Below are 22,577 nucleotides of genomic sequence, written 5' to 3' on the forward strand. Positions count from 1 at the left end.
GGTGACGGACTTCTCAATGTGCAAACTTGCCTAGTGGGCAAGATCGGTAGATGCTTGCTTGCGGCAACCAACTCGCGTGTGGGAGCAGACGTGGACAGCGGCGCTCGTGAACTCGGCCTTCGCCTGTACGACCTGGTCAAAACCGTTCGGCTGCTGAAGCAACGCCGGGCCGACGAGCGGCCGGCGATTCCGCCGGGCCTGCTCGGCATGCTCGTGCAGATCGATCAGCTCTCCAGCGGCTGCCACGCCCGCGAACTGGCCCACCGCACTCGGCTCGACCCGTCGACCGTCAGCCGCTCCGTCGCGGCGCTCGTCGCGCACGGCCTGGTCGAGCGGCGGCCCGACCCCACCGACAAGCGGGCGACCTTCCTGGCGGTCACCCCGGCTGGTCAGGCTGCCCTGGCCGACACCCACGGCTGGTACGGCGAGGTGCTCGAACGAGCGCTCGCCGACTGGACTCCCGACGAGCTGGCCGCGCTGAGCGCCGCCCTTGGCCGGTTCACCGGCGACATTGAGGTCGCCCTCGGAAACCACGACAACCTGGAGGCCGCGCGATGAGCGCACCCACCATCACGGCCGGCGCTGAGCCGATGACCCATCGGCGGACGCTGGAGGCGCTCAGTGGTCTGCTGCTGGTGCTGTTCGTCGCGATGCTGAGCGGCACGGTCGTCTCGACCGCGCTACCGAAGATCATCGGATCACTGAACGGCTCGCAGAACCAGTACACCTGGGTGGTCACCGCGACCCTGCTCACCGCGACCGCGACCACCCCGATCTGGGGCAAGCTGGCCGACCTGTTCAACAAGAAGGTCCTCATCCAGGTCGCCATCGTGGTCTTCCTGCTGGGCTCGGTCATTGCTGGCTTCTCGCAGAGCGCCGGCCAGCTCATCGCCGCCCGCGCGTTCCAGGGCATCGGGGTCGGCGGCCTGCAGGCCCTCGTCCAGGTGGCGATCGCGGCCATGATCCCGCCGCGCGAGCGGGGCCGCTACAACGGCTACCTCGGTGGCGTCATGGCGGTCGCGACCGTCGGCGGCCCGCTGCTCGGCGGCCTCATCGTCGACACGTCCTGGCTCGGCTGGCGCTGGTGCTTCTTCGTCGGTGTGCCGGTAGCCGCCATCGCGCTGATCCTGCTCCAGGCCACCCTGCACCTGCCGACCGTACGGCGCGAGAACGTCAAGATCGACTACCTGGGCGCCAGCCTGATCGCCGCCGGCGTCAGCCTGCTGCTGATCTGGATCTCCTTCGTCGACAGCTCGTTCGCCTGGGCCTCCTGGCAGACCGCGGCAATGGTGGGCGGCACGCTCATCCTGCTTGCCCTGGCGGTCTGGGTCGAGTCGCGTGCGGCCGAGCCGGTCATCCCGCTCGGCATCGTGCGCCAGCACACCACCGCGCTGGCCATTCTCGGCAGCCTCGCGGTCGGCATGGCCATGTTCGGCGGTGCTGTCTTCCTCGGCCAGTACTTCCAGATCGGGCGCGGCTACAGCCCGACGGAGGCAGGCCTGCTCACCATCCCGATGATGGCCGGGGTGCTCGGCTCCTCGATCGTCGCCGGCCGGCTGATCAGCAAGAGCGGGAAGATCAAGCCGTACATCGTCGCCGGTTCGATCCTCCTCGTCGCCGGGTTCGCACTGCTCGGCACCATCGACCACGAGACGTCGCTCGTCCTGGTCGGTGCCGCCATGTTCATCGTCGGCATCGGCGTCGGCATGACCATGCAGAACCTCGTTCTCGCCGTACAGAACACGGTCACGCTCAAGGACATCGGCGCGGCCAGTTCCAGCGTCGCGTTCTTCCGGTCGCTCGGGGGCACCATCGGCGTCTCCGTGCTCGGCGCCGTCCTCGCCCGCCGGGTCGGCGACCAGATCACCCACGACCTCGCCGCCGCCGGGATCCCCGCCTCCGGCAGCGGGAGTGGCAGCAGCAACCTCAACATCACCGCGCTGCCCGAGCAGATCCAGGAAATCGTCCGGGCCGCGTACGGCGATGCCACCGGACACATCTTCCTCATCTCCGCCGCCATCGGGGTCGTCGGCGTCATCGCCGCGCTCCTGCTCAAGCCGGTCACCCTGCGGACCAGCCTCGACCTGCCGGACGCCGCCACGTCGGCGGCCGTCGCCGCCGACGCGGTCGACGGCGCTCCCGCCTTCGACCAGGTGCACGTCGACGCCGCGCAGGGCGGAGCGACCCACCGGCGCTGACGCCGGGCCGAAGACCCGGGGCCGGGGGGGGGGGGCGCGGGGGGGGGGGGCCCGGGGGGGTGGGGGGGGGGGGCCCCCCCCCCCGCCCCCGCCGCCGGGGGGGGGGGGGGTTTGGGGGGGGGGGGGGGGGGGGGGCGCGGCGGCCCCCGCCCCCCCCCCCCCCCCCGGGGGCCCCCCCCCCCCCCCCGGGGGCGGCCCCCCCCCCGGGGGGGCCCCCCGGCCCCCCCCCGGGGGCCCCCCCCGCGCGGGGGCGGGGGCCGGCCCCGGTCTGTCCAGCGAGGCCCGGCACGAGCGAACGTCACCGAATCGAGGAGTCTGTGGATATCGCGGAGCTGTCAGCGGCGCGGCCGGCGGCACCCGGGCGGCGAGCCGCTGCACTGCGTCGGGCGATGCGCGAGCTGGCGCTCGTCGCCGCGCTGTTCCTCGTCTACAAGGCGGCGCGGGTGGCGGGGGCCGACCGCGGATCGACCGCAGTGGAAAACGGGGAATGGATCTGGCGGGTGGAGCGGCTGTTCCACCTGCCCAACGAGGCCGCCTTCCAACATCCCGTGCTCTCCCACGAGTTGTTGGTGCACCTGGCCAACGGCTACTACGCGTACGTGCACTTCCCCGCCACGGCCATCTGTCTGATCTGGCTGTACGTGCGACACCCGGTGCACTATCTCTGGACGCGTCGGATGCTCGCCGGGCTCACCGCGGCGGCACTGGTGCTGCACCTCCTGGTTCCGCTGGCGCCGCCGCGACTGACCGCCCTGACCGGGATGGTGGACACCGGCAGCCGTTACGGGCCCGCCGTCTACGGCCCACCCGACACGGACACGTTGAGCAACCAGTACGCCGCCATGCCCTCGCTGCACGTCGGTTGGGCACTCGCTGTCGCCATCGCGCTCATGGCGGTGACCGGTCGGCGCTGGCGGTGGCTGTGGTTGGCACACCCGCTCGTCACCTCGCTGGTTGTCGTGTGCACGGGCAACCACTACTGGCTCGACGGCATCGTCGCGGCGATGCTGCTCACCGTCGTCTGCCTGGTGCTGCCCACGCCCCGCACCGATCGCCAGTCGACCGACCCGCCGACGCGGCGTCCGACCAGATGGCCCCGCCAGCGCATGCCGGTTCCGCAGGCGCCGTCCGGCCAACTGCCCCCGCGCGCCGACGCCGGTGACGTCCTTCGAACACCGTGACCGGCCAGGAGGCGGCGCCGAGCAGCGGCCGGCGCTAGCGTTGGGGTGGCTCGAAACGGCCGTCCGACCGTCGTGCGTTCCGCGCAAACGCTCGGGCCGACGGGAGCAATGGACGCCACGGCTCTGAACGGGGATGAGGATGCCTGAACCGCGCGCCTTCTGGCTGGACGAGCAGTTCGACCGCGAGCGCGGCGCCGACGGGCGTGGTCGCTACGAGGCTGAGGTGCTCGGTCGGATCGACGAGTTCACCGACACCTGGGGCGACATCGCACCGGTCGCCTTCGCGGCGACAGCGTGGCGGCTGGCCACCGAGCTGTCACCCGGCTTCGTCCGGTGGCACCCGCGGATCGTCTCGGCGACCTGCACGCGAAGCCCGTGGGACGGAAGCATGGTCTGCGCGGTAACGGTGATTTCCCGCTGGCCGGCTGAGCTCACCTGGACCAAGCAGTGGCAGCGCGACCGTGGTTGGCGGGACTGGCCCCAGTTGTTCGGCCAGTACACGACACCCTCGGAGCAGGATCAGACGCGCAGCCCGCATCTACGCGCGATGCTTCAGGTGGACGCACCGGTCCCGCTCGATGATCTACCGCCGGCTCCCGCCGGTCCGGATGATTCCGTGGCGACCGCGGCGCGCAGAGCCGTCACGGTGCTGACTCGGGAACTCAACGAACTCCTCGCACCGATGATCGGCCAGCTCGAAGCCGGGGTGCCAGCGGACTCCTGACCTCCCGCGAACCGACCGGTCACCCTTCGGCCGGCGTCGGTGGAGCGGCCAGTCCGGCCATCAGTGTCGCCCCGACCGGCCACGCGTGCGCCGACCAACCAAGCCCCTCCAGCTCCTGCGTGAGACCGTGCGGGTCGCGGAACACCTTCACAATCCGATGTGCGCTGCCGTCCTCCAGTCGACGCCGTACCGCTGGGACCGGCTGATCGGCGAGAACATCCTCGTTTGCCATGTCACCCGGGGCCGAGTCGACGAAGCAGGCCCGCCCCGCCGGGGCCAACGCGTCGCCCACCAGCCTCCAGAAGTCGCCGAACCGCTCCGGCGGCACGTGGGACAACCAGAACCCGAAGAACACCGTGTCGAACCGACGAGGCGGCCGCCATTCGAAGAGGTCCGCCTCGATGAACTCCACGTCCAGGCCGATGGTCCGGTCTCGTGCCCTGGTGACCATCTCCGGGGCGGCGTCGACTGCGGTCACGCTCCGGCCACGGGCTGCCAGAAGTCGGGTCCACTGGCCGGTACCGCACGCCAGTTCCAGCACATCCCCGCCGATAGGAAGTCCTGCGGCCAGCACCTCCAGCGAGCGCAACTCCTCGTTGGTCTCGTACGCCTGGTCGTACTCGCCGGCGTGCGCCCGGTAGTACGCGGCCTGCGTACGCAGTAACTCGTCCAGCTCACTCACGGTAGCCACCTCTCCCTCGCGTACTCGTCAACGGACCGGCTCCGGATCCCGTGCCTGCCAGTTCAGGCGGTTCCGGTGGAGCCGTTCCATGGCCATCCAGCCGAGCGAGAACGGTATGGCGCCCATGGCGACGACTGCCAGGACGTCGGACCCGGTCACGTCGAAGACGGCGCCCACGTCTCCGAACAGTTGGGCGACGGTCTGGAAGGCCAGATGAAAGCCGATGCCCGCCCAGATGTCGCCGGTGGCGACACGGAAGCCGCCCAGGAGCAGTGCGAAGACGAAGAAGAGCAGGAGTCTGTCGAGGGAGGCGGCGGCACCGACGAGGAACCCGAACAGGGTGAACAACACGGCCTGTCCGATGACGGCCTGCCAGGCCGGCAACCGGGTGGCGAGGTTGCGCTGGAGGTAGCCGCGGAAGACGAGCTCCTCCGGCAGCGCCTCGTACAGGAAGACGAGTACGACCAGCAGCGCCGCCACGCGCAGGGCGTCCGTCGCGGAGGTGCGCAGGCTGATCTCGACCCAACCGAAGCCGAGGCAGAGCGCGAACCCGATGGCGGCGGGGATGAGCCAGCAGGCCATCCCGAGCAGCAGGCGCCGCCAGCCGGTGCGCAGGGAGGGCAACCCGAGGCCGGTCCAGGGGCGGCGGTCGAGCAGGCGGCGGGCAGCCACCACGAGGGGGACGACGAGCACCGTCGTGAGGATGGCCCTGGCGACATGGGTCGGGCGGTCGTAGTCACGGCCGAGCAGGGGGCCGTGGTAGAGGAACAGCCACACCAGCACGGTGCCGGTGAACACGATGAGGATTCGCCAGTGCAGGGCGAGACGAGAGTCGGGCGACGTCCGGGTATCAGACACGTCAGGCTCGCTCCCAGCAATGGCCCGGCATCGCGGACCGCTCCGCAAGGCGCAGCGTAGCCACCGGCGTCAAAGGCAGACCGTGGTCAGGGCCAGCAGCCGGCGTACGTGCCGTTCGGGCGTCAGCGACCGAGGACGAGGTAGGCGAGGCCAATGACCCCGCGATAGCCGCCGACGTACTGGCGCAGCCGGTCGTCGAGTTCCGCGCGGACCCCCGCCGCGCGGGGATCCTCCGGGTACCTCAGCAGCCACTCCTGCCGGCCGGCGAGCCAGGTGGACTCGAAGTCGTCCCACTCCCGTTGGTCGGCGGTGCTCACGTGCAGGACCCGCCAGCCGCGCTCGCGGGCGGCCTCGACGAGGCCCGGAAGATCCGTGACCTCCGTTCCGAAGATCTGCTCGACCTCCGTCGTGGGGGGACGTTCCCAGTACGCCTCACCGAACAGCAGCCGGCCCCCTGGCCGCACCACGGTGGCGAGCGCGTCGAGGGCCGCGCCGGTGCCGCCGAAGGCGTGCGCGGCGCCGATGCACAGGACCCGGTCGGCCGGCTCCTGCCAGGCCGCCGCTTCCCCCATCACGAAGGCGACGTGCCGGTTCAGGGACCGGCCCGCGGCCAGCCGCCGCCCCCGGGCGAGTGCGGCGTCGTCGGTGTCGACTCCGACGCCCCTCGTCGCGACCGGGGCCACACCGCCGGCGGCGACCGCCCTGAGCAGCAGCTCGCCCCAGCCGCAGCCGAGGTCGAGCACGCGCGCGCCGGGGCGGACGTCGAGTCGTTGCAGCAGCAGCGCCGCGTGCTCCTCGGACAGGGGAGTGTTCCAGCGCATCCGTGCGTAGCGGCTGGCGGCGAGGTCGTCGGTTGACTGCATCCGTTGAGGGTGTCAAGTCGTGATCGACGACGCACGCCGGGTCCGGTGCCAGGCGACGTCGGAAGCCCTAACCGGGTGTCGGGCCATCCGGCAGGATCGGTGGTATGGACGTGGGCGGGTCGGGGCCGTTCCGGCGGCCGACGCCGCAGGAGGTGGCGGCGGCGGCCGGCCGGGGACTGGTGGACGTCATCGGTCCCGGTCTGCGGGTGCTGTTCTGCGGCTTCAACCCGGGCCTCTACTCCGCCGCCGTGGGGGAGCACTTCGCGCGGCGCGGCAGCCGCTTCTGGCCCGCCCTGCACCGTTCCGGCTTCACCGACCGGGAGCTGCACCCGTGGGAGCGCGATGAGTTGCTGCGGCAGGGCCTGGGCATCACCAGCCTGAGCAACCGGGCCACCGCCCGCGCCGACGAGCTGACGCCGGCGGAGCTGGTGGCAGGGGTGACGGGGTTGGCCGTGAAGGCCGAGCGGTACCAGCCGAGGTGGGTGGCCATCCTCGGGGTGACCGCGTACCGGATCGCCTTCGCTCGGCCTCGGGCCGGGCTGGGCCCGCAGCCGGATCGGCTGGGCCCAGCCCGGGTCTGGGTCCTGCCCAACCCCAGTGGCCTGAACGCGCACTTCCCGTTGCCGGCGTTGACCGCCGAGTTCGCGGCGCTGCACCAGGAGACGCGCCGCCGGGCCTAGGCGTGCTGGGCGGCGTCGGGCGTCTCCTGGGCGGCAAGCGCCTGGTAGTAGGGCTGCATCGCGGGGTGGTACTCGTCGAATTCGGGACGGGGTGAGCCGTCCCGGGAGGCGACGAGCATGTCCAGGTAGTACTCCCAGCCGGCGCCCACCTCGGCGATGCCCTCCACGCTGGTCAGGTGTTGGACGAACCGGAGCTCGGTGCTGCCGTCGGTCTCGGACAGCGCCATCTCCAGCAACCAGGTCCCGTAGCTGTCGACCATCGACACGGCGAGGCGCTGCTCCGGCTCGCACGCGTCGATGCGGACCTCACACCAGGGCTGCTGCTCCTCGTACGCCATCTGGACCCGGATGGTCCGGCCGGGCGCGGCGTCGCCCTCCCAGGGGCCGAACCAGCGGGCCGTGCGCTCCGGATCGGTCAGGCTGGCCCACACGTCCGCCGCCGGGGCGCGGAACGTGCGGGTGAGGACGAGATCGTGGCCGGTGGCGGTGCGGAACAGTCGTCCGGCGGGTGTACGCGTCATGCCGTGTGCTCCCTTCGATGCTCCGCCGGGCCGCGACTGCGGCGCTCTCGGCGGGTGCGATAGACCTCGGTCTCCAACGCGTCGAGGCGCCGCTCCCACCGCTCGGCGGCAACGAGCTCGGCGAGCCAGTCGACCAGCTCGGCGAGCGGGCCGGGATCGAGCCGGTAGATCCGGTTTCGGCCGACCAACTCGTCGCGGACGAGCCCACTGTCCCGCAGCACCCGCAGGTGGCGGCTGATCGCGGGTCGGCTGATCGCGAACCGCTGGGCGATGTCGCCCGCGGCCAGCGGTTCGTCGCGCAGCATGGTCAGGATGCGGCGCCGTACCGGGTCCGCGATCGCGGCGGCCACCTCGTCCACCGCCAAAGCGTAACCTATGAGTTACGGTTTCGGCGGGTGCAGGAAGCCCTGCTCGGGTGGCATCAAGGCGGTCGCTGATCACGGCCCTTGACCGTTGGGGAGACCTCCGACACCGACGTGGCTGCGTCGATGGTGGGCACATGATCACCTGACCTGGCACTCTTTATGCATGGCCACCCTCCGTCGCTTCCGCCTGTCCGACTGGACCGTCGCCGTACCCGTTCTCGCGGTGCTGGTGCTCATGGCCACCTGGGGACGAGAATTGCCCGGACCCGTCATCGTGGTGGTCGCGGTGCTGCTGGGTGGCGCGGTGCTCGCGGCGGTACACCACGCGGAGGTGGTCGCCCACCGGGTGGGGGAGCCGTACGGGTCCCTGGTGCTCGCCGTCGCGGTCACGGTGATCGAGGTCGCCCTGATCGTCACGCTGATGATCAGCGGACCGGAGAAGACCCAGTCGCTCGCCCGGGACACCGTCTTCGCCGCCGTCATGATCACCTGTAACGGGATCCTCGGCCTGTCCCTGCTCCTCGGGGCGCTGCGCCGCCGGGTGGCGGTGTTCAACCCCGAGGGCACCGGCGGGGCGCTGGCCACCGTGATCACCCTGGCCACCCTGAGCCTGGTCATTCCGACCTTCACCACCGCCCGGCCCGGCCCGGAGTTCAGCCCGGCCCAGCTCGCCTTCGCCGCCGTCGCATCGCTGGCGCTGTACGGGCTGTTCGTGCTGGTGCAGACCGGCCGGCACCGCGACTACTTCCTGCCGGTCGACAGCCAGGGCCGGGTGATCGACGAGGAGGAGCACGCCAAGCCGCCGACCACCCGCGCGGCGCTGGTCAGCCTGGGGCTGCTGCTGGTGGCGCTGATCGCGGTTGTCGGCGATGCCAAGACCGTCTCCCCGACCATCGAGGCCGGGGTGGCGGCGGCGAACCTGCCCCACGCGTTCGTCGGCGTCATCATCGCCCTGCTGGTGCTGCTGCCGGAGACCCTGGCCGCGGCCCGCGCCGCCCGCCGCGACCGGGTGCAGATCAGCCTGAACCTCGCGCTGGGCTCGGCGATGGCCAGCATCGGCCTGACGATCCCGGCGATCGCGATCGCCTCGATCTGGCTGGACGGCCCCCTGCTGCTCGGCCTCGGTGGTACCCAACTCGCGCTGCTGGCGCTCACCGCGGTGACCGCGGTGCTCACCGTGGTGCCGGGCCGGGCCAACGTGTTGCAGGGCGGCGTACACCTGGTGTTGCTGGCCGCCTTCGTCTTCCTGGCCGCGAGCCCCTGACCCGGCCACCGTCGCGGCCGTAGCGACGGCCGCGACCGGCGTCGGCTCAGTCAAACGTCGTCTGCGAGGCGCTCCGCGCGGGCGTTCAGGTAGCGCTGCTGGGCCAGGTTCGTCGACCGCGCCGCCGCCGTCCGGTAGGCGTCCCGAGCGGCGGTACGCTCGCCGACCAGCTCCCACAGGTGGGCTCGGGCGGCCGGCAGTCGCGGGTCGTCGGCCAACCGGGCGTCGTCGGCCAGCTCGGCGAGCAGCGTCAACCCGGCCGGCGCGCCCCGGCTCATCGCCACCGCCACCGCATGGTTGAGCGCCACGACCGGGTTGTCGGAGATGCCCAGCAGCACCTCGTACAGGGCGGTGATCTGCGCCCAGTCGGTGGCCGCCGCGCTGGGTGCCTCGTCGTGTACGGCCGCGATGGCCGCCTGGAGCTGGTACGGCCCGACGACACCGCGCGGCAGCGCCCCGGTGATCAGGGCGACCCCCTCGGCGATCTGGTCGGCCCGCCACCGGCCGCGATCCTGCTCGGCCATCGGGACCAGCTCGCCGTGCGGGCCGATCCGGGCCGGTGCGCGGGCGTCGGTGAGCAGCATCAACGCGAGCAGCCCGGCGACCTCGGGATCGTCCGGCAACAGCCGACGCACCAGGCGGGTCAGCCGGATCGCCTCGGCGGTCAGGTCGGCGCGCAGCAGACCGGGGCCGGCCGTGCGCGCGTACCCCTCGGTGAAGACCAGGTAGAGCACGTGCAGCACGGCGGCGAGCCGGTCGGCGCGCTCCGGGCCGGTGGGCGGGGCGAACCGCAGCCCGCTGTCCCGGATCCGCTGCTTGCCCCGGCTGATCCGCCGGGTCATCGTCGCCTCCGGCACCAGGAACGCGCGAGCCACCTCGGCGGTGCTCAAGCCGCCCACCGCGCGCAGCGTGAGCGCGATCTGCGAGGCCGGCGAGAGTGCCGGATGGCAGCACAGGAACAGCAGGATGAGTGTGTCGTCGGCGTCCGCCGGCGGCCGGTCGGCGGCGGGGGCGCGCCACTGCTCGGGCAGCACCCACCGCGCCACGACGTCCTCCCGTCGCATCCGCGCCTGTTCGCTGCGCAGCAGGTCGGTCAGCCGGCGGGACGCGACGGTGATCAGCCAGCCGCGGGGATTCTCCGGTACGCCGTCGCGCGGCCAGCCACCCGCCGCGGCGATCAGCGCCTCCTGGACGGCGTCCTCGGCGGTGTCGAAGTGCCCGTAGCGGCGTACCAGCGCGCCGAGGACCTGCGGCGCCAGCTCGCGCAGCAGGTCCTCGACGGGCGGGACGATCTCCGGCACCGGTCAGCCGGCCAGGTCCTCGACGCCGTCCAGCACCGGCCGCACGTCCACGTACCCGCCCGGCTCGTCCGGATCGACCAGGCCAGCGGCGATCTCGGTGGCCCGGTCGAAGCTGGCGCACTCCACGATCGTGTAACCGGCCAGCACCTCCTGCGTCTCCGGGTACGGGCCGTCGGTGACCACCGGCGCGCCCTCGCGCACCTGCACCCGGCGGGCGTGCACCGGCTCGCTGAGGCCCCGGGCGTCGACCAGCTCCCCGGACTCGGCGAGCGCCTGGTGGTACGTCTCCATGTGCTTGTGCATGGCCGCGATCTGCTCGGCCGACATGGCCGGCCGGTCGGTCGCCCGCCCGGACAGCACGTCGTAGTCCTGCTGCGAGCCATAAAGCATGATCATGTACTTCACGGTGGTCCTCCTGTTCCGGCGCCACGACGGCGCCGCCTCACCAGAGACGTCGAAACCACCAACCCCACCCGGACAAACTACGACCCCACCCCACCGGTTTCCGCCCCCCACCGCCGGCTCTACCCCCCTCACCGTCGGTTGATCATGAAGTTAGCGTCACGACACGCCGCGCCACGAGGCAACAACCTCATGATCGCCGCGCGGGGCGGGGGCGGGGGCGGGGGAGGGCGCGGGGGCGCGGGGTTGGCGGGGGGTGGTTAGCGTGGGGGGATGACTACCGTGTGGGTGGTGGTGGGGGTTTTTGTTGTGGTGGCGGGTGGGGCGTTCGGGGTGGTGGTGTGGCGTGATCGGGGGCGGTTGAGCTCCGCCGACGACGATGCCGCCGGCCGGGACGCCCGGGCCAGGCAGCAGAGGTACGAGGCCGAGCGGCACGGCGACCAGGGCGAGACCTGGCAGCGCGGGCGCGACAGCAGCGGCTGACGGGTCACTGTCCGTAGGAGAGCCGGAGCCGGTCGTTGATCAGATAGTTGAGCCGGTGCCGCAGATACCCGAGGGTGCTCTCGCCCGGCAGGTCCCCGTCCGTGGTGAGCGTCCAGCGCAGCGTGCAGCCCTGGCCGGGCGGCTGGGGGGTCAGGTCGAAGCGGATCCGGTCGAGCGGCCGGTGCGGCCACAGCGACGACCAGACCACCAGCACCGGTGCGTTGCCCGCCACCACCCGGGGCGGCACCTCGTCGTCGCGCAACTCCAACCAGGGCCGGCTGCCGGCCTCGTACGGGTCGTTGAGCGAGCGCCACACGATGTGCGCCGGGGCAGGCTGGCTGCGCAGACGGCTGCCCAGCTCGTGCACCACGACCCTCCTCACCGGACGGACACACCCGCCCCGGCCCATTGTGGCCGCCCGACGTCCGCGCCGTGAACCGTCCAGCACATGTGAACCGTCCGGCACCGACATGCGTGAATGTGGTGGTGGGCGTTACGGTCGTGTTGTCGGGGTACTGCCAGCGCAGCACCGACGACCAGGGGAGGCGCAGTGGGGGCACGGTCAGGACGCGACGGGTGGGGTCCGCTGGCGGGCCTGCTGATCGCCGTACTGGTGTCGGCAGCCTGCGCCGGCGGTGGGCTGGCCGAGCCGGAGGGTGAGCGACCTTCGGCGGCCTCGCCGGGGCCCAGCACCACCCGGGCCGACAGCACCACCAGCGTTGCCGAGTTCGAGCAGGACGTCGCCGACGCGCAGGCGATCGCCGAGCGGTACTGGGCGGCCCAGTTCAAGGCCTCCGGGCAGAGCTTCCAGGCGATCCGCCGGATCACCCCGTACCAGCGGGCGGGTGAGGTGTCCTGCGGCGGCCAGCCGCTGCCGCGCAACAACGCGGTCTACTGCTCGCAGGGCGACTTCATCGCCTACGACGTCACCTGGTCGGTGGCGGCGTTCCGCCAGGTCGGTGACGCCTTCGTGTTCTACCTGCTCGGCCACGAGTACGCCCACGGCGTCCAGGTGCGGCTCGGCATCCGCTACAACTTCACCATCCAGCAGGAGTTGCAGGCCGACTGCATGGCCGGGGCGTACCTCGGTGACTCGGTGCGCTCCGGCGCCCTGAGCCTGGCCGAGGGTGACCTGGACGAGTTCAGAGAAGGGCTGGCGGCGGTCGGCGACGACCCGGACCAGCCGTGGTTCGCGGAAGGCTCGCACGGCACCGCCGAGCAGCGCACCGAGTCGTTCTTCCGCGGCTACGAGCGCTCCCTGGAGGCCTGCGACCTGGGCTGACCGGGGTTGCCCGGATCACCCCTTCGGCCGCCGCCGCCACCGGCCGCGTCCGACCCTGGCAGGATCGCCGGTGTCGGCCACGACCCTGGAGGATCCGCTGAGCAGCCAACACCCCGCCGCCGTGCTCTTCGACATGGACGGCACGCTGGTCGACAGCGAGAAGCTGTGGGACGTCGCGCTACAGGAACTCGCGCGCGACTACGGCGGCGAACTCTCCATCGCCGCCCGGCGGTCGATCGTCGGCACCAGCATGGCCGACTCGATGCGGATCCTGCACGACGACCTGGGGCAGCCCGAACGTGACCCGGCGCTCAGCGCGGCGTGGATCAACACCCGGATCCTGGAGCTGTTCCGCACCGGGCTGCAGTGGCGTCCGGGGGCGCTCGCCCTGCTGCGCGCCGTCCGGGCCGCCGACATCCCCACCGCGCTGGTCACCTCCAGCGGCCGGCCGCTGGTCGAGATCGCCCTGGACACCCTGGGCCGGGACAGCTTCGACGCGGTGGTCTGCGGTGACGAGGTCGTCGCGGCCAAGCCGCACCCGGAGCCCTACCTGACCGCGGCCCGGCTGCTGGGCGTGCCGATCGGCCGCTGCGTGGCGATCGAGGACTCACCGACCGGGGTGGCCAGCGCGCTCGCCGCCGGCGCGGCGGTGCTGGCCGTACCCGTGGAGGCGCTGCCCGTCATGGCCGGCGTACGTCAGCTGGAGAGCCTGACCGGCGCGGACCTGGAGCTGCTCGCCGCGCTGCTGGTCAACCGCGCCAGCGCGACCGACTGACCGAGGCCGGCTGACCGCGACGGACTGACCGCGACGGGCGCGGGTCAGGGGCGCTCGGCGAAGACCGCCGTGACCACCTGGTAGCCGTCGAACGCCCGCGCGGCGCCCGCGTAGGCGGCCAGGTGGATGAACAGCTCGACGATCTCCTCCCTGGTCACCCCCGATTGCAGGGCGATGCGCAGCTGACCGCGCAACGGCTCGTGGGTGCCGAGAGCGGCGGCGATCGCCACCGAGACCAGGCAACGGCTGCGCAGGTCCAACCCCTCCCGGGGCCATGCCTCACCGAAGGTCTGCACGGTGGCCAGGCGGCGGAATTCCTGCCCCACCGAGGGCTCGCCGGCGCCGAGCGGCAGCACGAGCGGCTGACCGAGCAGGCGCTCGGCGTTGTCCAGGGCCTGCTGGTACGCGTCCTGATCGGTCATGTCACCCTTCCCGGCTCGCCACCGCCGCCCGGGGCCGCTGGCCGGCCGGCACCGCCATCGTGGCAGCTCGGCGTCGGCCCGGAGGACGATTCAGCCGAGGCCGAACGTGCGAGACCCCCGGCACCGCGAGCGGCACCGGGGGTCTCGGGGTAGCCGGTCAGTCGTGGGCGATCGCGCCCAGGACGTTGATCCGGGCCGCCCGGATCGCCGGCAGCACCGCGGCCACCACCCCGATGATCGCGGCGAGACCGAGGAACACCCCCATCTGACCCCAGGGCAGGATCAGGTCGGTGATTCCCTCGTCCTTGAGCGCCTCGACCACCGCGGCGCCGAGGCCGGTGCCGACCACCACGCCGAGCAGCGCGCCGAACACCGAGATCACCACCGCCTCGACGGTGATCATGCCCATGGTCTGCGACCGGCGCAGGCCGATCGCCCGCAGCAGACCCAACTCCCGGGTCCGCTCCAGCACCGACAGCGCCAGGGTGTTGATGATGCCGAGTACGGCGATCACGATGGCCAGCGCCAGCAGGATCTGGATCATGGTGAGCAGCCCGTCGAGCTGACCGGTCTGCTGCTTGATGAACGCGGCCCGGTCGGCCACCGACACCTCAGGGCTGTCCGCGAGCAGTGCCTCCACCTGCGGCTGCACGTCGGCGACCCGGGTGCCAGGGGCCAACTGGATGAAGCCCTGGATGGGCTGGGGGATGGCGAAGTCCTTCGCCGCCTCCGCCGGCAGGGTCACCGGGTTGGTCAGCTGCGAGGACTCGTAGATGCCGCTGACCGTGTACGTCCGCGCGTCGCCCCGGGTCAGCTGCACGTTCACCGTCGAGCCCACCGTCAGGTCCCGAGAGGTGGCGGTATCCGAGCTGACCAGCATCTGGGTCGGCCCGAGTCGGTCGATGTCACCGGCGGTGGGCTTCGCGCCGAAGATCTGCCGCAGCGACGCGACGTCGCTGCTCGCCGCGACCCAGGTGCTCTCGCCGTTGAGCTTCGCCATGTCGCCGTACTCGCCGTCGACCATCTGCACGCCCGGCAGGGCCTTGGCCCGATCCAGCACCCCCGGGTCGAAGCTCGGCGGCCGTGGGCCGCCCTGCACACCGGAGATCACCAACTCGGCCTTGATGGTGTCCTCGGCAAGCGCACTGATGCTGCCCTTGGCCGAGTCGAGGATCACCGTGACGCCGGTGACCAGCGCGATGCCGACCATCAGCGCGGCTGCGGTGATCGCGGTGCGGCGCGGGTTGCGCCCGGAGTTCAGCCGGCCCAGCTTGCCCGGCACCGACCAGGAGAAGATCGCGCCGAGCAGGCCCACCACCGGCCGGCTGATCAGCGGCGTCAGGAGCGCCACGCCGATGAAGGCGAACAGCACCCCACCGAGGATGGTGGGCAGCGTCTGACCGCTGGCGTTGCCGCTGAGCCCGAGGAAGAGCAGCACCGCGCCGATGCCGGTGATCACCGACCCGGCCACCGTAATCTTGGTCAACGGCCGGTCCGGGGTGGCCACGTCCTGCATCGCCGCGATCGGCGGGATCCGGGACGCCCGCAGCGCCGGCAGCAGCGCCGCCACCACGGTGATCACCAGACCGACGGCGAACGAGCCGATCACCGCGGCCGCCGGCACGCCGATCCCGGCCAGCGTGAGGCCACCGGCCAGCTTGCCGAACAGGAACGCCAACAGCGCGCCCACCCCGATGCCGGCTGCCAGGCCGAGCACCGAGGCGATCAGCCCCACCGCGATGGCCTCCAGCACCACCGAACCGATGATCTGCCGGCCGCTGGCCCCGATGGCGCGCATCAGCGCCAGCTCCCGGGTGCGCTGGGCGACGATGATCGAGAAGGTGTTGAGGATCAGGAAGGTGCCCACCAGCAGCGCCACCGCGGCGAAGCCGAGCAGGATCTTGTTGAAGAAGGACAGGCCCTCCTTCAGGCTGGCCGAGGCGTCCGCGGCCACCTGCTCGCCGGTCTTCACCTCGTAATCCGCCCCCAGGGTGCGGGCCACGTCGTCGCGCAGCGTCTCGTCGGAGACCCCGTCGGCAGTGCGCACGGTGATGCTGCTGAACGCGTCCGGCTCGCCGATCATCAGTCGCTGCGCCACCGGAGTGGTGAAGAAGACCTCGTTGAGCCCGCCGATCGAGTCCCGGTCACCGCTGTAACCGAGGATGCCGACCAGGGTGAAGTCCCGCTTCTTCGACTCGAACGCGGTGAGCACGCCGACCTTCTGGCCGACCTGCACCTTCGCGGCGGTGGCCAGCGACTTGTTGATGACGATCTCATCGTCGGCCTGCGGCCCGCGGCCCTCCCGCAGCTGCAACAGCTCGCTCTCACCGGTCCAGTTCTCGCCCAACTGCGGCGGACCGAACGAGGTGACCACCTTGCCGTTGCTGCCGATCACACGGGCGCCGTCGGCGTTGACGATGCCGGTCGCCGAAGCCACTCCGGGCACCTGCTTGACCCGGTCCACCACGGCGGCGGGCAGCGGGGTGGCGGTCTGCTCGCCCTCGATCTCGCTGACCTCGACCTTCGGCTTCGCCGTGACGTTCACGTCGATCTCGGAGAAGCCGTCGGCGAAGACCGAGTCGAAGGAGCGGCCCAGCGTGTCCGTGAGCACGAAGGCGCCGGAGACGAACATCACCCCGAGCACCACGGCCAGCCCGGACAGGATCAGCCGGACCTTGCGGGCCAGCAGACTCTTCAGTGTCGCCCGGAACATCAGTTGCCCACCTCGGCCGGAGCGTCCAGCTTCTTCATGGTGTCCAGCACCGTCTCGGCGGTCGGCTCGATCAGCTCCGAGACGATCTCACCGTCGGCGAGGAAGACCACCCGGTCGGAGTACGCGGCGGCGGTCGGGTCGTGGGTGACCATCACTATGGTCTGGCCGTGCTCGCGGACCGAGTTGCGCAGGAAGTTGAGCACCTCCGCGCCGGAACGGGAGTCCAGGTTGCCGGTCGGCTCGTCCGCGAAGATCACCTCGGGGCGGGAGACCAGCGCCCGTGCGCACGCCACCCGCTGCTGCTGCCCGCCGGAGAGCTGCGCCGGCCGGTGGTCCAGCCGGTCCCGCAGGCCGACCGTGTCGATCACCGTGTCGTACCAGGCCGGGTCGGGCTTGCGCCCGGCGATCGACAGCGGTAGCAGGATGTTCTCCTTGGCGGTCAGCGTGGGCAGCAGGTTGAACTGCTGGAAGATGAAGCCGACCTTGTCGCGGCGGAGCTTCGTCAACCCGGAGTCACCCAGCCCCGTGACGGTCGTCTCGCCGATCTCCACCGTGCCCCGGGTCACCGAGTCCAGACCGGCCAGGCAGTGCATCAGCGTCGACTTGCCGGAACCCGACGGGCCCATGATCGCGGTGAACCGGCCGCGTTCGAATTCCGCGCTGACCCCCCTCAGCGCGATGACCTGTGCCTCACCGCTGCCGTACACCTTCCACACGTCGTTCGCCCGGGCCGCGGCCTGCGCCTGCTGGCCTACCGTCGCGGTCACGTCATCTACCTCTTCCGTCTCTGCCAATACGCGCCGCCCCCGCTGGTCCGGCGCGACTGTTCTCATCATCGGCGCTGTACGCGCCCGACCCGTCCGCCCATGGGTTGACCCGGCGCGGATTTCACGCTGCGGGTGCACCCCCATGCCGACTCAGGGTTGCCCCTGACCCGACGGCCGGTCGACCTGTTTTCCGACCGGCGAAACGCTGCCGGGCCCGACGCTAGGAGCTGACCCCACGAGAGGGTCAACCGCGCCGCGCCATCTCCGGTCACGGTAGGTGAGCGCGGCAACCTGGCCGTCACCCCGCGGAGGGATCTTCGAGTACGCCCGGTGGGGTAGTCGGGCGGGTGCGGGCTACGCCCGGGGACGGACCAGCCCCGACTCGTACGCCAGCACCACCGCCTGCACCCGGTCGCGCAGTCGCAGCTTGGTCAGCACGTGCCCGACGTGGGTCTTGATGGTGGTTTCGCTGACCGACAGCGCCACCGCGATCTCGGCGTTGGACAGCCCTCGGGCCACCTGCACCAGCACCTCGCGTTCCCGCTCGGTGAGCGCGCTGAGCGCCGACGACGGTGTCGCCGCCGGGTCGGGCAGCAGGTCGGCGAAGCGGTCCAGCAGCCGCCGCAGGATCCGCGGCGCCACCACCGCGTCCCCGCCGGCCACCGTGCGGATCGCCGCGATCAACTCCTCGGCCGGGACGTCCTTGGCCAGGAACCCGCTGGCGCCGGCGCGCAGCGCGCCCACCACGTACTCGTCCAGGTCGAAGGTCGTCAACACCAGCACCCGTACCGGCAGCCGGGCGTCGACGATCGCCCGGGTCGCGGCCACCCCGTCCATCCGGGGCATCCGGATGTCCATCAGCACCACGTCGGGCAGCAGCCGGCGGGACAACTCCACCGCCTCCAGGCCGTCGCCGGCCTCCGCCACCACGTCCAGGTCGCGCTCGGCGCCCAGCACCATCCGGAACCCGGTGCGCAACAGCGGCTGGTCGTCGGCGAGCAGGATCCGCACCGGCCGCGCCGAGGCCACCCGATCGCTCATCTCATCTCCCTGTCGCCGCGCCGACGCCGCTGCCGCACCGGACATCCTCGCGCACACCGGCCCGTGCGTCGCGGACCACCGTAGAGGCCGGCCCGTCGCCGCGTCCCGACCGGCGCGGTACGAGCCCGGTCGGGTTTCCGGCTGAGGTGTGTCGCGGGGGTGGGGGCGGCCGGCGCGAGCGGTCAGGGGATGCCGCTGGCGGCCAGCCTCACGGTGACTGGCGGGCGCGTCCGGAGGTCACTCGTCGGCGCCCGGCGCCGCCGGACCGGACCGGGCGTCGCGGAGCGGATCGGTGTTGGCCACCGCGACCGGGAACGGCGGCGGGGTGCCACCGAAGGTGGGACACAGCGCCTGGTGGCTGCACCAGTCGCAGAGCCGGCTCGGCCGGGGCCGGAAATCCTGCTGGGCGGTGGCCTGCTCGATCGCCCGCCACAGCGCCACCACCGTGCGCTCGAAGCGGACCAACTCGTCGGCGTCGGGCGTGTAGTCCAACACCTCGGCGTCGCGCAGGTAGAGCAGCCGCAGCACCCGGGGCACCACCCCCCGGGTACGCCACAGCACCAGCGCGTAGAACTTCAGCTGAAACAGCGCCCGCGCCTCGAACGCCTCCCGTGGGGCGCCACCGGTCTTGTAGTCGACCACCCGCAGCGCGCCGTCCGGGGCCACGTCGAGCCGGTCGAGGTAGCCCCGGATCAGCAGCTCCTCGTCGACCACCGCCGAGATCAGGCTCTCCCGCTCGGCCGGCTCCAGCCGGGTCGGGTCCTCCACCGCGAAGTAGCCCTCCAGCAGCGCGGCCGCGGAGCGGAGGAACTCCACCGGGCCGGCCAGCTCGGCGCCCTCGAAGAGGCCGGCCAGCTCCGGCTGCTCGGTGACCATCCGGTCCCACTGGGGGGCCACCAGGTCACCGGCAGCGGCCGGCGTGCGGCCCGGCGCTGGCAGGTCGAACAGTCGCTCCAGCACTGCGTGCACCAGGGTGCCCCGGGCCTGCTCGACGGTTGTCCGCTCGGGCAGGCGGTCGATGCTGCGGAACCGGTAGAGCAGGGGGCAGGTCTTGAAATCAGCCGCCCGCGACGGGGACAGCGAGGCCCGCACCGTGGGCGGCACCTGCGCCGGGGAGGGGGACTGTGGGGTGGTGACCGGTTCCGCCGTCATGTCCGCAAACGTTAGGGCACAGGTGTGACACCGACCGCCGCCCGCCCGGTCCGTAGCATCGTTGCGATGGAGCAGACATCCCGGCCGCCGCGTCGGCCCGACCGCCGTTCCGGCCTGAGCGTGGGCCGGGTGTTCGGGGTGCCGTTGCACCTCAACGGCTCCATGGTCCTGCTCGCCCTGCTGGTCGCGGTGCTGTACGCCGAATTCGCCCGCCGGCAGTTGGATCTGTCGCAGCTCAGCGGCTACCTGATCGGCTTCGGGTTCGTGGTGTCGCTGCTCGGCTCGGTGCTGCTGCACGAGCTGGGCCACGCGCTGACCGCCCGGCGGTACGGCATCGGTGTGCGCGGGATCACCCTGGAACTGCTCGGCGGCTACACCGAGATGGACCGGGACGCCCCGACGCCCCGGGTCGACCTGCTGGTCTCGCTGGCCGGCCCGGCGGTGTCCGCGGTGCTCGGCGTCCTCGCGGTGGCCGCCACGCTCGCCCTGCCCGAGCAGACCGTGGCCCACCAACTGGCCTTCCAGCTCGCGGTGAGCAACGTCATCGTCGCGGTGTTCAACAGCCTGCCCGGGCTGCCGCTGGACGGCGGCCGGGCGCTGCGCGCCGCGGTGTGGGCGCTCACCCGCGACCGGCACCGGGGCACCGAGGTCGCCGGCTGGACGGGCCGCGTGGTCGCCGCCGGCACCGCCTTCCTGGTCCTCCTGCTCACCCTGGCCGACTACCTGGCGCCGTTGGCGCTGCCGCTGATGCTGCTGGTCGCCGTCACCCTCTGGCGCGGCGCCGGGCAGTCGATCCGGGCCGCCCGGGTCAGCCGCCGGTTCCCGCTGATCGACCTGTCCCGGCTGGCCCGGCCGGTCTGGCCGGTGACCACCGGCACGCCGCTGTCCGAGGCCCAGCGCCGGCGCACCGAGGGCGGGCAACCCGGCGCTGCGCTGCTGGTCACCGACTCCACCGGCCGGCCGGTGGCGCTGGTCGACCCGGTCGCCGCCGAGGCGGTGCCCGCCGAGCGCCGCCCGTGGCTGGCGGTGGACGCCGTCGCCCGGTCGTTGGGCGCGCTCCCGGCGCTGCCGGTCGGGCTGGACGGGGAGCGGGTGATGGAGGCCGTGCAGACCCACCCAGGCGCGCAGTACGTGGTGACCGCAGGCGAAGATGTCGTCGGCATCCTGCACATCGCGGACCTGGCGCAGCTCCTCGAACCCAACCGGAAGATGACATCGTGACCGCAACTCCCTCCACCGTCCCGGCCGACGCCGCCACCCCGGCGCTGACACCCGTGCACCGCGGGCCCTTTCGGCCCGGCGATCGGGTGCAGCTGACCGACCCGAAGGGGCGGATGCACACCGTGACGCTGGAGCCCGGCAAGGAGTTCCACACCCACCGCGGCATCCTGGCGCACGACGCGCTGATCGGGCTGCCCGACGGCAGTGTGGTGACCACCTCCGGCGGCGGCACCGCGTTCCTGGCGCTGCGGCCGCTGCTGTCGGACTACGTGCTGTCCATGCCGCGCGGCGCACAGGTGATCTACCCGAAGGACTCGGCGCAGATCGTTGCGATGGGCGACATCTTCCCCGGCGCGAAGGTGCTGGAGGCCGGCGCCGGCTCCGGCGCGCTCAGCTGCTCGCTGCTGCGCGCGGTCGGCACCGAGGGAGAGCTGCACTCGTTCGAGCTGCGTGACGACTTCGCCCAGATCGCCAAGCGCAACGTCGAGTCCTTCTTCAACGGGCCGCACCCGGCATGGAACCTGCACGTCGGCGACGTCGCGCAGTGCCAGGAGACCGGCTTCGACCGGATTATCCTGGACATGCTGACTCCTTGGGAGACCCTCGACATGGTCGAGCGGGCGCTGGTGCCCGGCGGGGTGTTCATCGGTTACGTGGCCACTACGCCCCAGCTCTCCGAGCTGGTGGAGGCGCTGCGGGAGCGCGGCGGCTGGACCGAGCCGAGGGCGTGGGAGTCGCTGGTGCGCGACTGGCACGCCGAGGGCCTCGCCGTCCGTCCGGATCACCGGATGATCGCGCACACCGCGTTCCTGGTCTCCGCGCGCAAGCTGGCCCCCGGGGTCACCGCGCCGCCCCGGCGTCGTAAGCCCAGCAAGGGCACCGAGGCGTACGTGCAGCGCCGGCAGGTGTTGCGCGAGGCGGAGGCGGCCCGGCAGGCCGCCGCCGCGCAGGCGGCAGGTGTGGATCCCGACGCGACGGGGGAGAAGGACAGGCCGTGACCGATGAGCTGGGCGCTGGCGGCGCCGAGCGGGGGGAGGCGGCGGCATGAGCCGACCGGGCTACGGCGGCGGTGACCTGCCCGCGGTGTTTCCCGACTGGTCGCCCTACCAGGACCTGGAGTCGGCGGCGCGGGCCTACCTGCGCGACCCGGACGTCGCCCTGGAGGCGCTCGGTGGGGTGCTGCGCGGCGCGTCGGTGCTCGGCTTCACCCTGGAACGCTTCGTCAACGAGGTCAACGGCGTGTGGCAGGAGGTCGTGGTCTGCGACGGCAGCCGGCTGATCCTCTGGCACGGCGAGGACGTGCCGCCGGAGGAGGGGCCACCGGGGTCGATGACGTCGTCCCTGCGGGTGGTGCCGGTCTCCACCGTCACCGAGGTCGGCTGCCGGCGTCGGCTCACCCGCTCCGACAGCGGTGAGATCCGGGTCGACAGCATCGACGTCTACCTGCTGCTCACCTCGCTGGACGAGGCGCCGCCGAGCGAGGAGATGTCCGGTACGCCGCGGCACGACGCGCTGCGCTTCGGCAAGACCCTCGACGACGGCGGGGCCGGGCAGATCGCCCGGTTGGAGGAGTTCGCCCGGCTGGTCGCCTCGGTGGTCGGCCGCCCGATGCTCTGAGGCGTACCCCGTCGTGGGGGGGGGGGGGGGGGGGGCGCGCCCCCCCCCCCCCGCGCGGGCGCCGG

General features: G+C 72.3%; 25 protein-coding genes. 12 read left to right on the top strand and 13 right to left on the bottom strand.

The window, feature by feature from the left end; all coding sequences use genetic code 11:
* The first annotated feature begins 90 nt into the window (after positions 1-90).
* From ACFY29_RS28795 to ACFY29_RS28810, 4 genes are all read left to right on the top strand, one after another.
* Entirely contained in the window at positions 91-558 is a 468-nt protein-coding gene (locus ACFY29_RS28795) for a MarR family winged helix-turn-helix transcriptional regulator (RefSeq protein WP_355614000.1), read from the top strand.
* Entirely contained in the window at positions 555-2,198 is a 1,644-nt protein-coding gene (locus tag ACFY29_RS28800) for an MDR family MFS transporter (protein WP_386991220.1), read from the top strand. Before ACFY29_RS28795 ends, ACFY29_RS28800 begins: the two co-directional genes overlap by 4 nt.
* Before the next feature lie 389 nt (positions 2,199-2,587).
* Positions 2,588-3,379, top strand: a complete 792-nt coding sequence (locus tag ACFY29_RS28805; RefSeq protein ID WP_386991222.1) for a phosphatase PAP2 family protein — start codon at positions 2,588-2,590, stop codon at positions 3,377-3,379.
* A gap of 139 nt (positions 3,380-3,518) precedes the next feature.
* Positions 3,519-4,103, top strand: a complete 585-nt coding sequence (locus ACFY29_RS28810) for a hypothetical protein (protein ID WP_386991224.1) — start codon at positions 3,519-3,521, stop codon at positions 4,101-4,103.
* Positions 4,104-4,122: 19 nt separating this feature from the next.
* On the opposite strand, the gene ACFY29_RS28815 is transcribed toward ACFY29_RS28810, so the two are convergent.
* The 3 genes from ACFY29_RS28815 to ACFY29_RS28825 all read right to left on the bottom strand — a co-directional run bounded on the left by ACFY29_RS28815 (position 4,123) and on the right by ACFY29_RS28825 (position 6,506).
* Complete coding sequence (locus ACFY29_RS28815) at positions 4,123-4,785, bottom strand: class I SAM-dependent methyltransferase (RefSeq protein ID WP_386991226.1); 663 nt, start codon at positions 4,783-4,785, stop codon at positions 4,123-4,125.
* Positions 4,786-4,812: 27 nt separating this feature from the next.
* On the bottom strand, positions 4,813-5,643 hold the full coding sequence (locus tag ACFY29_RS28820) for a CPBP family intramembrane glutamic endopeptidase (RefSeq protein WP_355614008.1): 831 nt from the start codon (positions 5,641-5,643) through the stop codon (positions 4,813-4,815).
* A gap of 122 nt (positions 5,644-5,765) precedes the next feature.
* Complete coding sequence (locus ACFY29_RS28825) at positions 5,766-6,506, bottom strand: SAM-dependent methyltransferase (protein WP_386991228.1); 741 nt, start codon at positions 6,504-6,506, stop codon at positions 5,766-5,768.
* Between the two features lie 104 nt (positions 6,507-6,610).
* On the opposite strand from ACFY29_RS28825, the gene mug reads away from it, so the two are divergent.
* Positions 6,611-7,186: a G/U mismatch-specific DNA glycosylase gene (gene mug / locus ACFY29_RS28830; RefSeq protein ID WP_386991230.1), complete on the top strand. Its 576-nt coding sequence runs from the start codon at positions 6,611-6,613 to the stop codon at positions 7,184-7,186.
* On the opposite strand, the gene ACFY29_RS28835 is transcribed toward mug, so the two are convergent.
* A complete protein-coding gene (locus tag ACFY29_RS28835) occupies positions 7,183-7,707 on the bottom strand; it encodes an SRPBCC family protein (protein WP_386991232.1) in 525 nt (174 codons plus the stop codon). The genes mug and ACFY29_RS28835 overlap by 4 nt on opposite strands.
* The gene (locus ACFY29_RS28840) at positions 7,704-8,066 is read right to left on the bottom strand and encodes a metalloregulator ArsR/SmtB family transcription factor (RefSeq protein ID WP_386991234.1); all 363 of its coding nucleotides are present in this window, start codon (positions 8,064-8,066) and stop codon (positions 7,704-7,706) included. The genes ACFY29_RS28835 and ACFY29_RS28840 overlap by 4 nt, the downstream gene beginning before the upstream one ends.
* Positions 8,067-8,235: 169 nt before the next feature.
* Here ACFY29_RS28840 and ACFY29_RS28845 point away from each other — a divergent pair, with 169 nt between their 5' ends.
* The gene (locus tag ACFY29_RS28845; protein WP_328416914.1) at positions 8,236-9,336 is read left to right on the top strand and encodes an ionic transporter y4hA; all 1,101 of its coding nucleotides are present in this window, start codon (positions 8,236-8,238) and stop codon (positions 9,334-9,336) included.
* A gap of 50 nt (positions 9,337-9,386) precedes the next feature.
* Here the strand turns inward: ACFY29_RS28845 and ACFY29_RS28850 are convergent, their stop codons facing one another.
* Positions 9,387-10,628, bottom strand: coding sequence for an RNA polymerase sigma factor (locus tag ACFY29_RS28850; protein ID WP_386991555.1), 1,242 nt, complete (start codon positions 10,626-10,628; stop codon positions 9,387-9,389).
* A 12-nt stretch (positions 10,629-10,640) separates the two neighbouring features.
* Positions 10,641-11,033 carry a YciI family protein gene (locus tag ACFY29_RS28855; protein ID WP_328426647.1) on the bottom strand — a complete coding sequence of 131 codons (393 nt, stop codon included), beginning with the start codon at positions 11,031-11,033 and terminating at the stop codon, positions 10,641-10,643.
* Positions 11,034-11,312: 279 nt separating this feature from the next.
* Between ACFY29_RS28855 and ACFY29_RS28860 the strand changes: the two genes are divergently transcribed.
* A complete protein-coding gene (locus tag ACFY29_RS28860; RefSeq protein ID WP_328416912.1) occupies positions 11,313-11,522 on the top strand; it encodes a hypothetical protein in 210 nt (69 codons plus the stop codon).
* Between the two features lie 4 nt (positions 11,523-11,526).
* Here ACFY29_RS28860 and ACFY29_RS28865 read toward each other — a convergent pair whose 3' ends face one another.
* Positions 11,527-11,892, bottom strand: a complete 366-nt coding sequence (locus ACFY29_RS28865) for a hypothetical protein (protein WP_386991237.1) — start codon at positions 11,890-11,892, stop codon at positions 11,527-11,529.
* A gap of 180 nt (positions 11,893-12,072) precedes the next feature.
* On the opposite strand from ACFY29_RS28865, the gene ACFY29_RS28870 reads away from it, so the two are divergent.
* Both ACFY29_RS28870 and ACFY29_RS28875 read left to right on the top strand, forming a co-directional pair.
* Positions 12,073-12,804 (top strand): neutral zinc metallopeptidase, encoded by a 732-nt coding sequence (locus ACFY29_RS28870; protein ID WP_355614023.1) that lies wholly within the window; start codon positions 12,073-12,075, stop codon positions 12,802-12,804.
* A gap of 121 nt (positions 12,805-12,925) precedes the next feature.
* Complete coding sequence (locus tag ACFY29_RS28875) at positions 12,926-13,579, top strand: HAD family hydrolase (RefSeq protein WP_386991557.1); 654 nt, start codon at positions 12,926-12,928, stop codon at positions 13,577-13,579.
* A 44-nt stretch (positions 13,580-13,623) separates the two neighbouring features.
* On the opposite strand, the gene ACFY29_RS28880 is transcribed toward ACFY29_RS28875, so the two are convergent.
* From ACFY29_RS28880 to ACFY29_RS28900, 5 genes are all read right to left on the bottom strand, one after another.
* Positions 13,624-14,001 carry a carboxymuconolactone decarboxylase family protein gene (locus tag ACFY29_RS28880; RefSeq protein WP_386991239.1) on the bottom strand — a complete coding sequence of 126 codons (378 nt, stop codon included), beginning with the start codon at positions 13,999-14,001 and terminating at the stop codon, positions 13,624-13,626.
* A gap of 157 nt (positions 14,002-14,158) precedes the next feature.
* On the bottom strand, positions 14,159-16,714 hold the full coding sequence (locus tag ACFY29_RS28885; RefSeq protein ID WP_355614025.1) for an FtsX-like permease family protein: 2,556 nt from the start codon (positions 16,712-16,714) through the stop codon (positions 14,159-14,161).
* Positions 16,714-17,481: an ABC transporter ATP-binding protein gene (locus ACFY29_RS28890; RefSeq protein WP_328416905.1), complete on the bottom strand. Its 768-nt coding sequence runs from the start codon at positions 17,479-17,481 to the stop codon at positions 16,714-16,716. The genes ACFY29_RS28885 and ACFY29_RS28890 overlap by 1 nt, the downstream gene beginning before the upstream one ends.
* A 354-nt stretch (positions 17,482-17,835) precedes the next feature.
* Positions 17,836-18,522, bottom strand: a complete 687-nt coding sequence (locus ACFY29_RS28895) for a response regulator transcription factor (protein WP_328416903.1) — start codon at positions 18,520-18,522, stop codon at positions 17,836-17,838.
* Between the two features lie 237 nt (positions 18,523-18,759).
* Positions 18,760-19,674, bottom strand: coding sequence for a RecB family exonuclease (locus ACFY29_RS28900; RefSeq protein ID WP_386991242.1), 915 nt, complete (start codon positions 19,672-19,674; stop codon positions 18,760-18,762).
* 129 nt (positions 19,675-19,803) lie between these two features.
* Here ACFY29_RS28900 and ACFY29_RS28905 point away from each other — a divergent pair, with 129 nt between their 5' ends.
* From ACFY29_RS28905 to ACFY29_RS28915, 3 genes are read left to right on the top strand one after another with little or no spacing between them, the layout of a single operon-like run.
* Positions 19,804-20,895 (top strand): site-2 protease family protein, encoded by a 1,092-nt coding sequence (locus ACFY29_RS28905; protein ID WP_386991559.1) that lies wholly within the window; start codon positions 19,804-19,806, stop codon positions 20,893-20,895.
* A complete protein-coding gene (locus ACFY29_RS28910; RefSeq protein ID WP_386991244.1) occupies positions 20,892-21,893 on the top strand; it encodes a tRNA (adenine-N1)-methyltransferase in 1,002 nt (333 codons plus the stop codon). The genes ACFY29_RS28905 and ACFY29_RS28910 overlap by 4 nt, the downstream gene beginning before the upstream one ends.
* Positions 21,894-21,939: 46 nt before the next feature.
* Positions 21,940-22,512, top strand: coding sequence for a hypothetical protein (locus tag ACFY29_RS28915; RefSeq protein ID WP_328416897.1), 573 nt, complete (start codon positions 21,940-21,942; stop codon positions 22,510-22,512).
* Positions 22,513-22,577: the final 65 nt, after the last annotated feature.

The organism is Micromonospora sp. NPDC000668, assembly GCF_042897975.1.
Classification (GTDB): Bacteria; Actinomycetota; Actinomycetes; order Mycobacteriales; family Micromonosporaceae; genus Micromonospora.

Coding starts and splice junctions, on each gene's coding strand:
- ACFY29_RS28800 (WP_386991220.1), top strand. CDS start 555: ATGAGCGCACCCACCATCACGGCCGGCGCTGAGCCGATGACCCATCGG.
- ACFY29_RS28805 (WP_386991222.1), top strand. CDS start 2,588: ATGCGCGAGCTGGCGCTCGTCGCCGCGCTGTTCCTCGTCTACAAGGCG.
- ACFY29_RS28810 (WP_386991224.1), top strand. CDS start 3,519: ATGCCTGAACCGCGCGCCTTCTGGCTGGACGAGCAGTTCGACCGCGAG.
- ACFY29_RS28825 (WP_386991228.1), bottom strand. CDS start 6,506: ATGCAGTCAACCGACGACCTCGCCGCCAGCCGCTACGCACGGATGCGC.
- mug (WP_386991230.1), top strand. CDS start 6,611: ATGGACGTGGGCGGGTCGGGGCCGTTCCGGCGGCCGACGCCGCAGGAG.
- ACFY29_RS28835 (WP_386991232.1), bottom strand. CDS start 7,707: ATGACGCGTACACCCGCCGGACGACTGTTCCGCACCGCCACCGGCCAC.
- ACFY29_RS28845 (WP_328416914.1), top strand. CDS start 8,236: ATGGCCACCCTCCGTCGCTTCCGCCTGTCCGACTGGACCGTCGCCGTA.
- ACFY29_RS28855 (WP_328426647.1), bottom strand. CDS start 11,033: ATGATCATGCTTTATGGCTCGCAGCAGGACTACGACGTGCTGTCCGGG.
- ACFY29_RS28860 (WP_328416912.1), top strand. CDS start 11,313: ATGACTACCGTGTGGGTGGTGGTGGGGGTTTTTGTTGTGGTGGCGGGT.
- ACFY29_RS28880 (WP_386991239.1), bottom strand. CDS start 14,001: ATGACCGATCAGGACGCGTACCAGCAGGCCCTGGACAACGCCGAGCGC.
- ACFY29_RS28885 (WP_355614025.1), bottom strand. CDS start 16,714: ATGTTCCGGGCGACACTGAAGAGTCTGCTGGCCCGCAAGGTCCGGCTG.
- ACFY29_RS28895 (WP_328416903.1), bottom strand. CDS start 18,522: ATGAGCGATCGGGTGGCCTCGGCGCGGCCGGTGCGGATCCTGCTCGCC.
- ACFY29_RS28900 (WP_386991242.1), bottom strand. CDS start 19,674: ATGACGGCGGAACCGGTCACCACCCCACAGTCCCCCTCCCCGGCGCAG.
- ACFY29_RS28915 (WP_328416897.1), top strand. CDS start 21,940: ATGAGCCGACCGGGCTACGGCGGCGGTGACCTGCCCGCGGTGTTTCCC.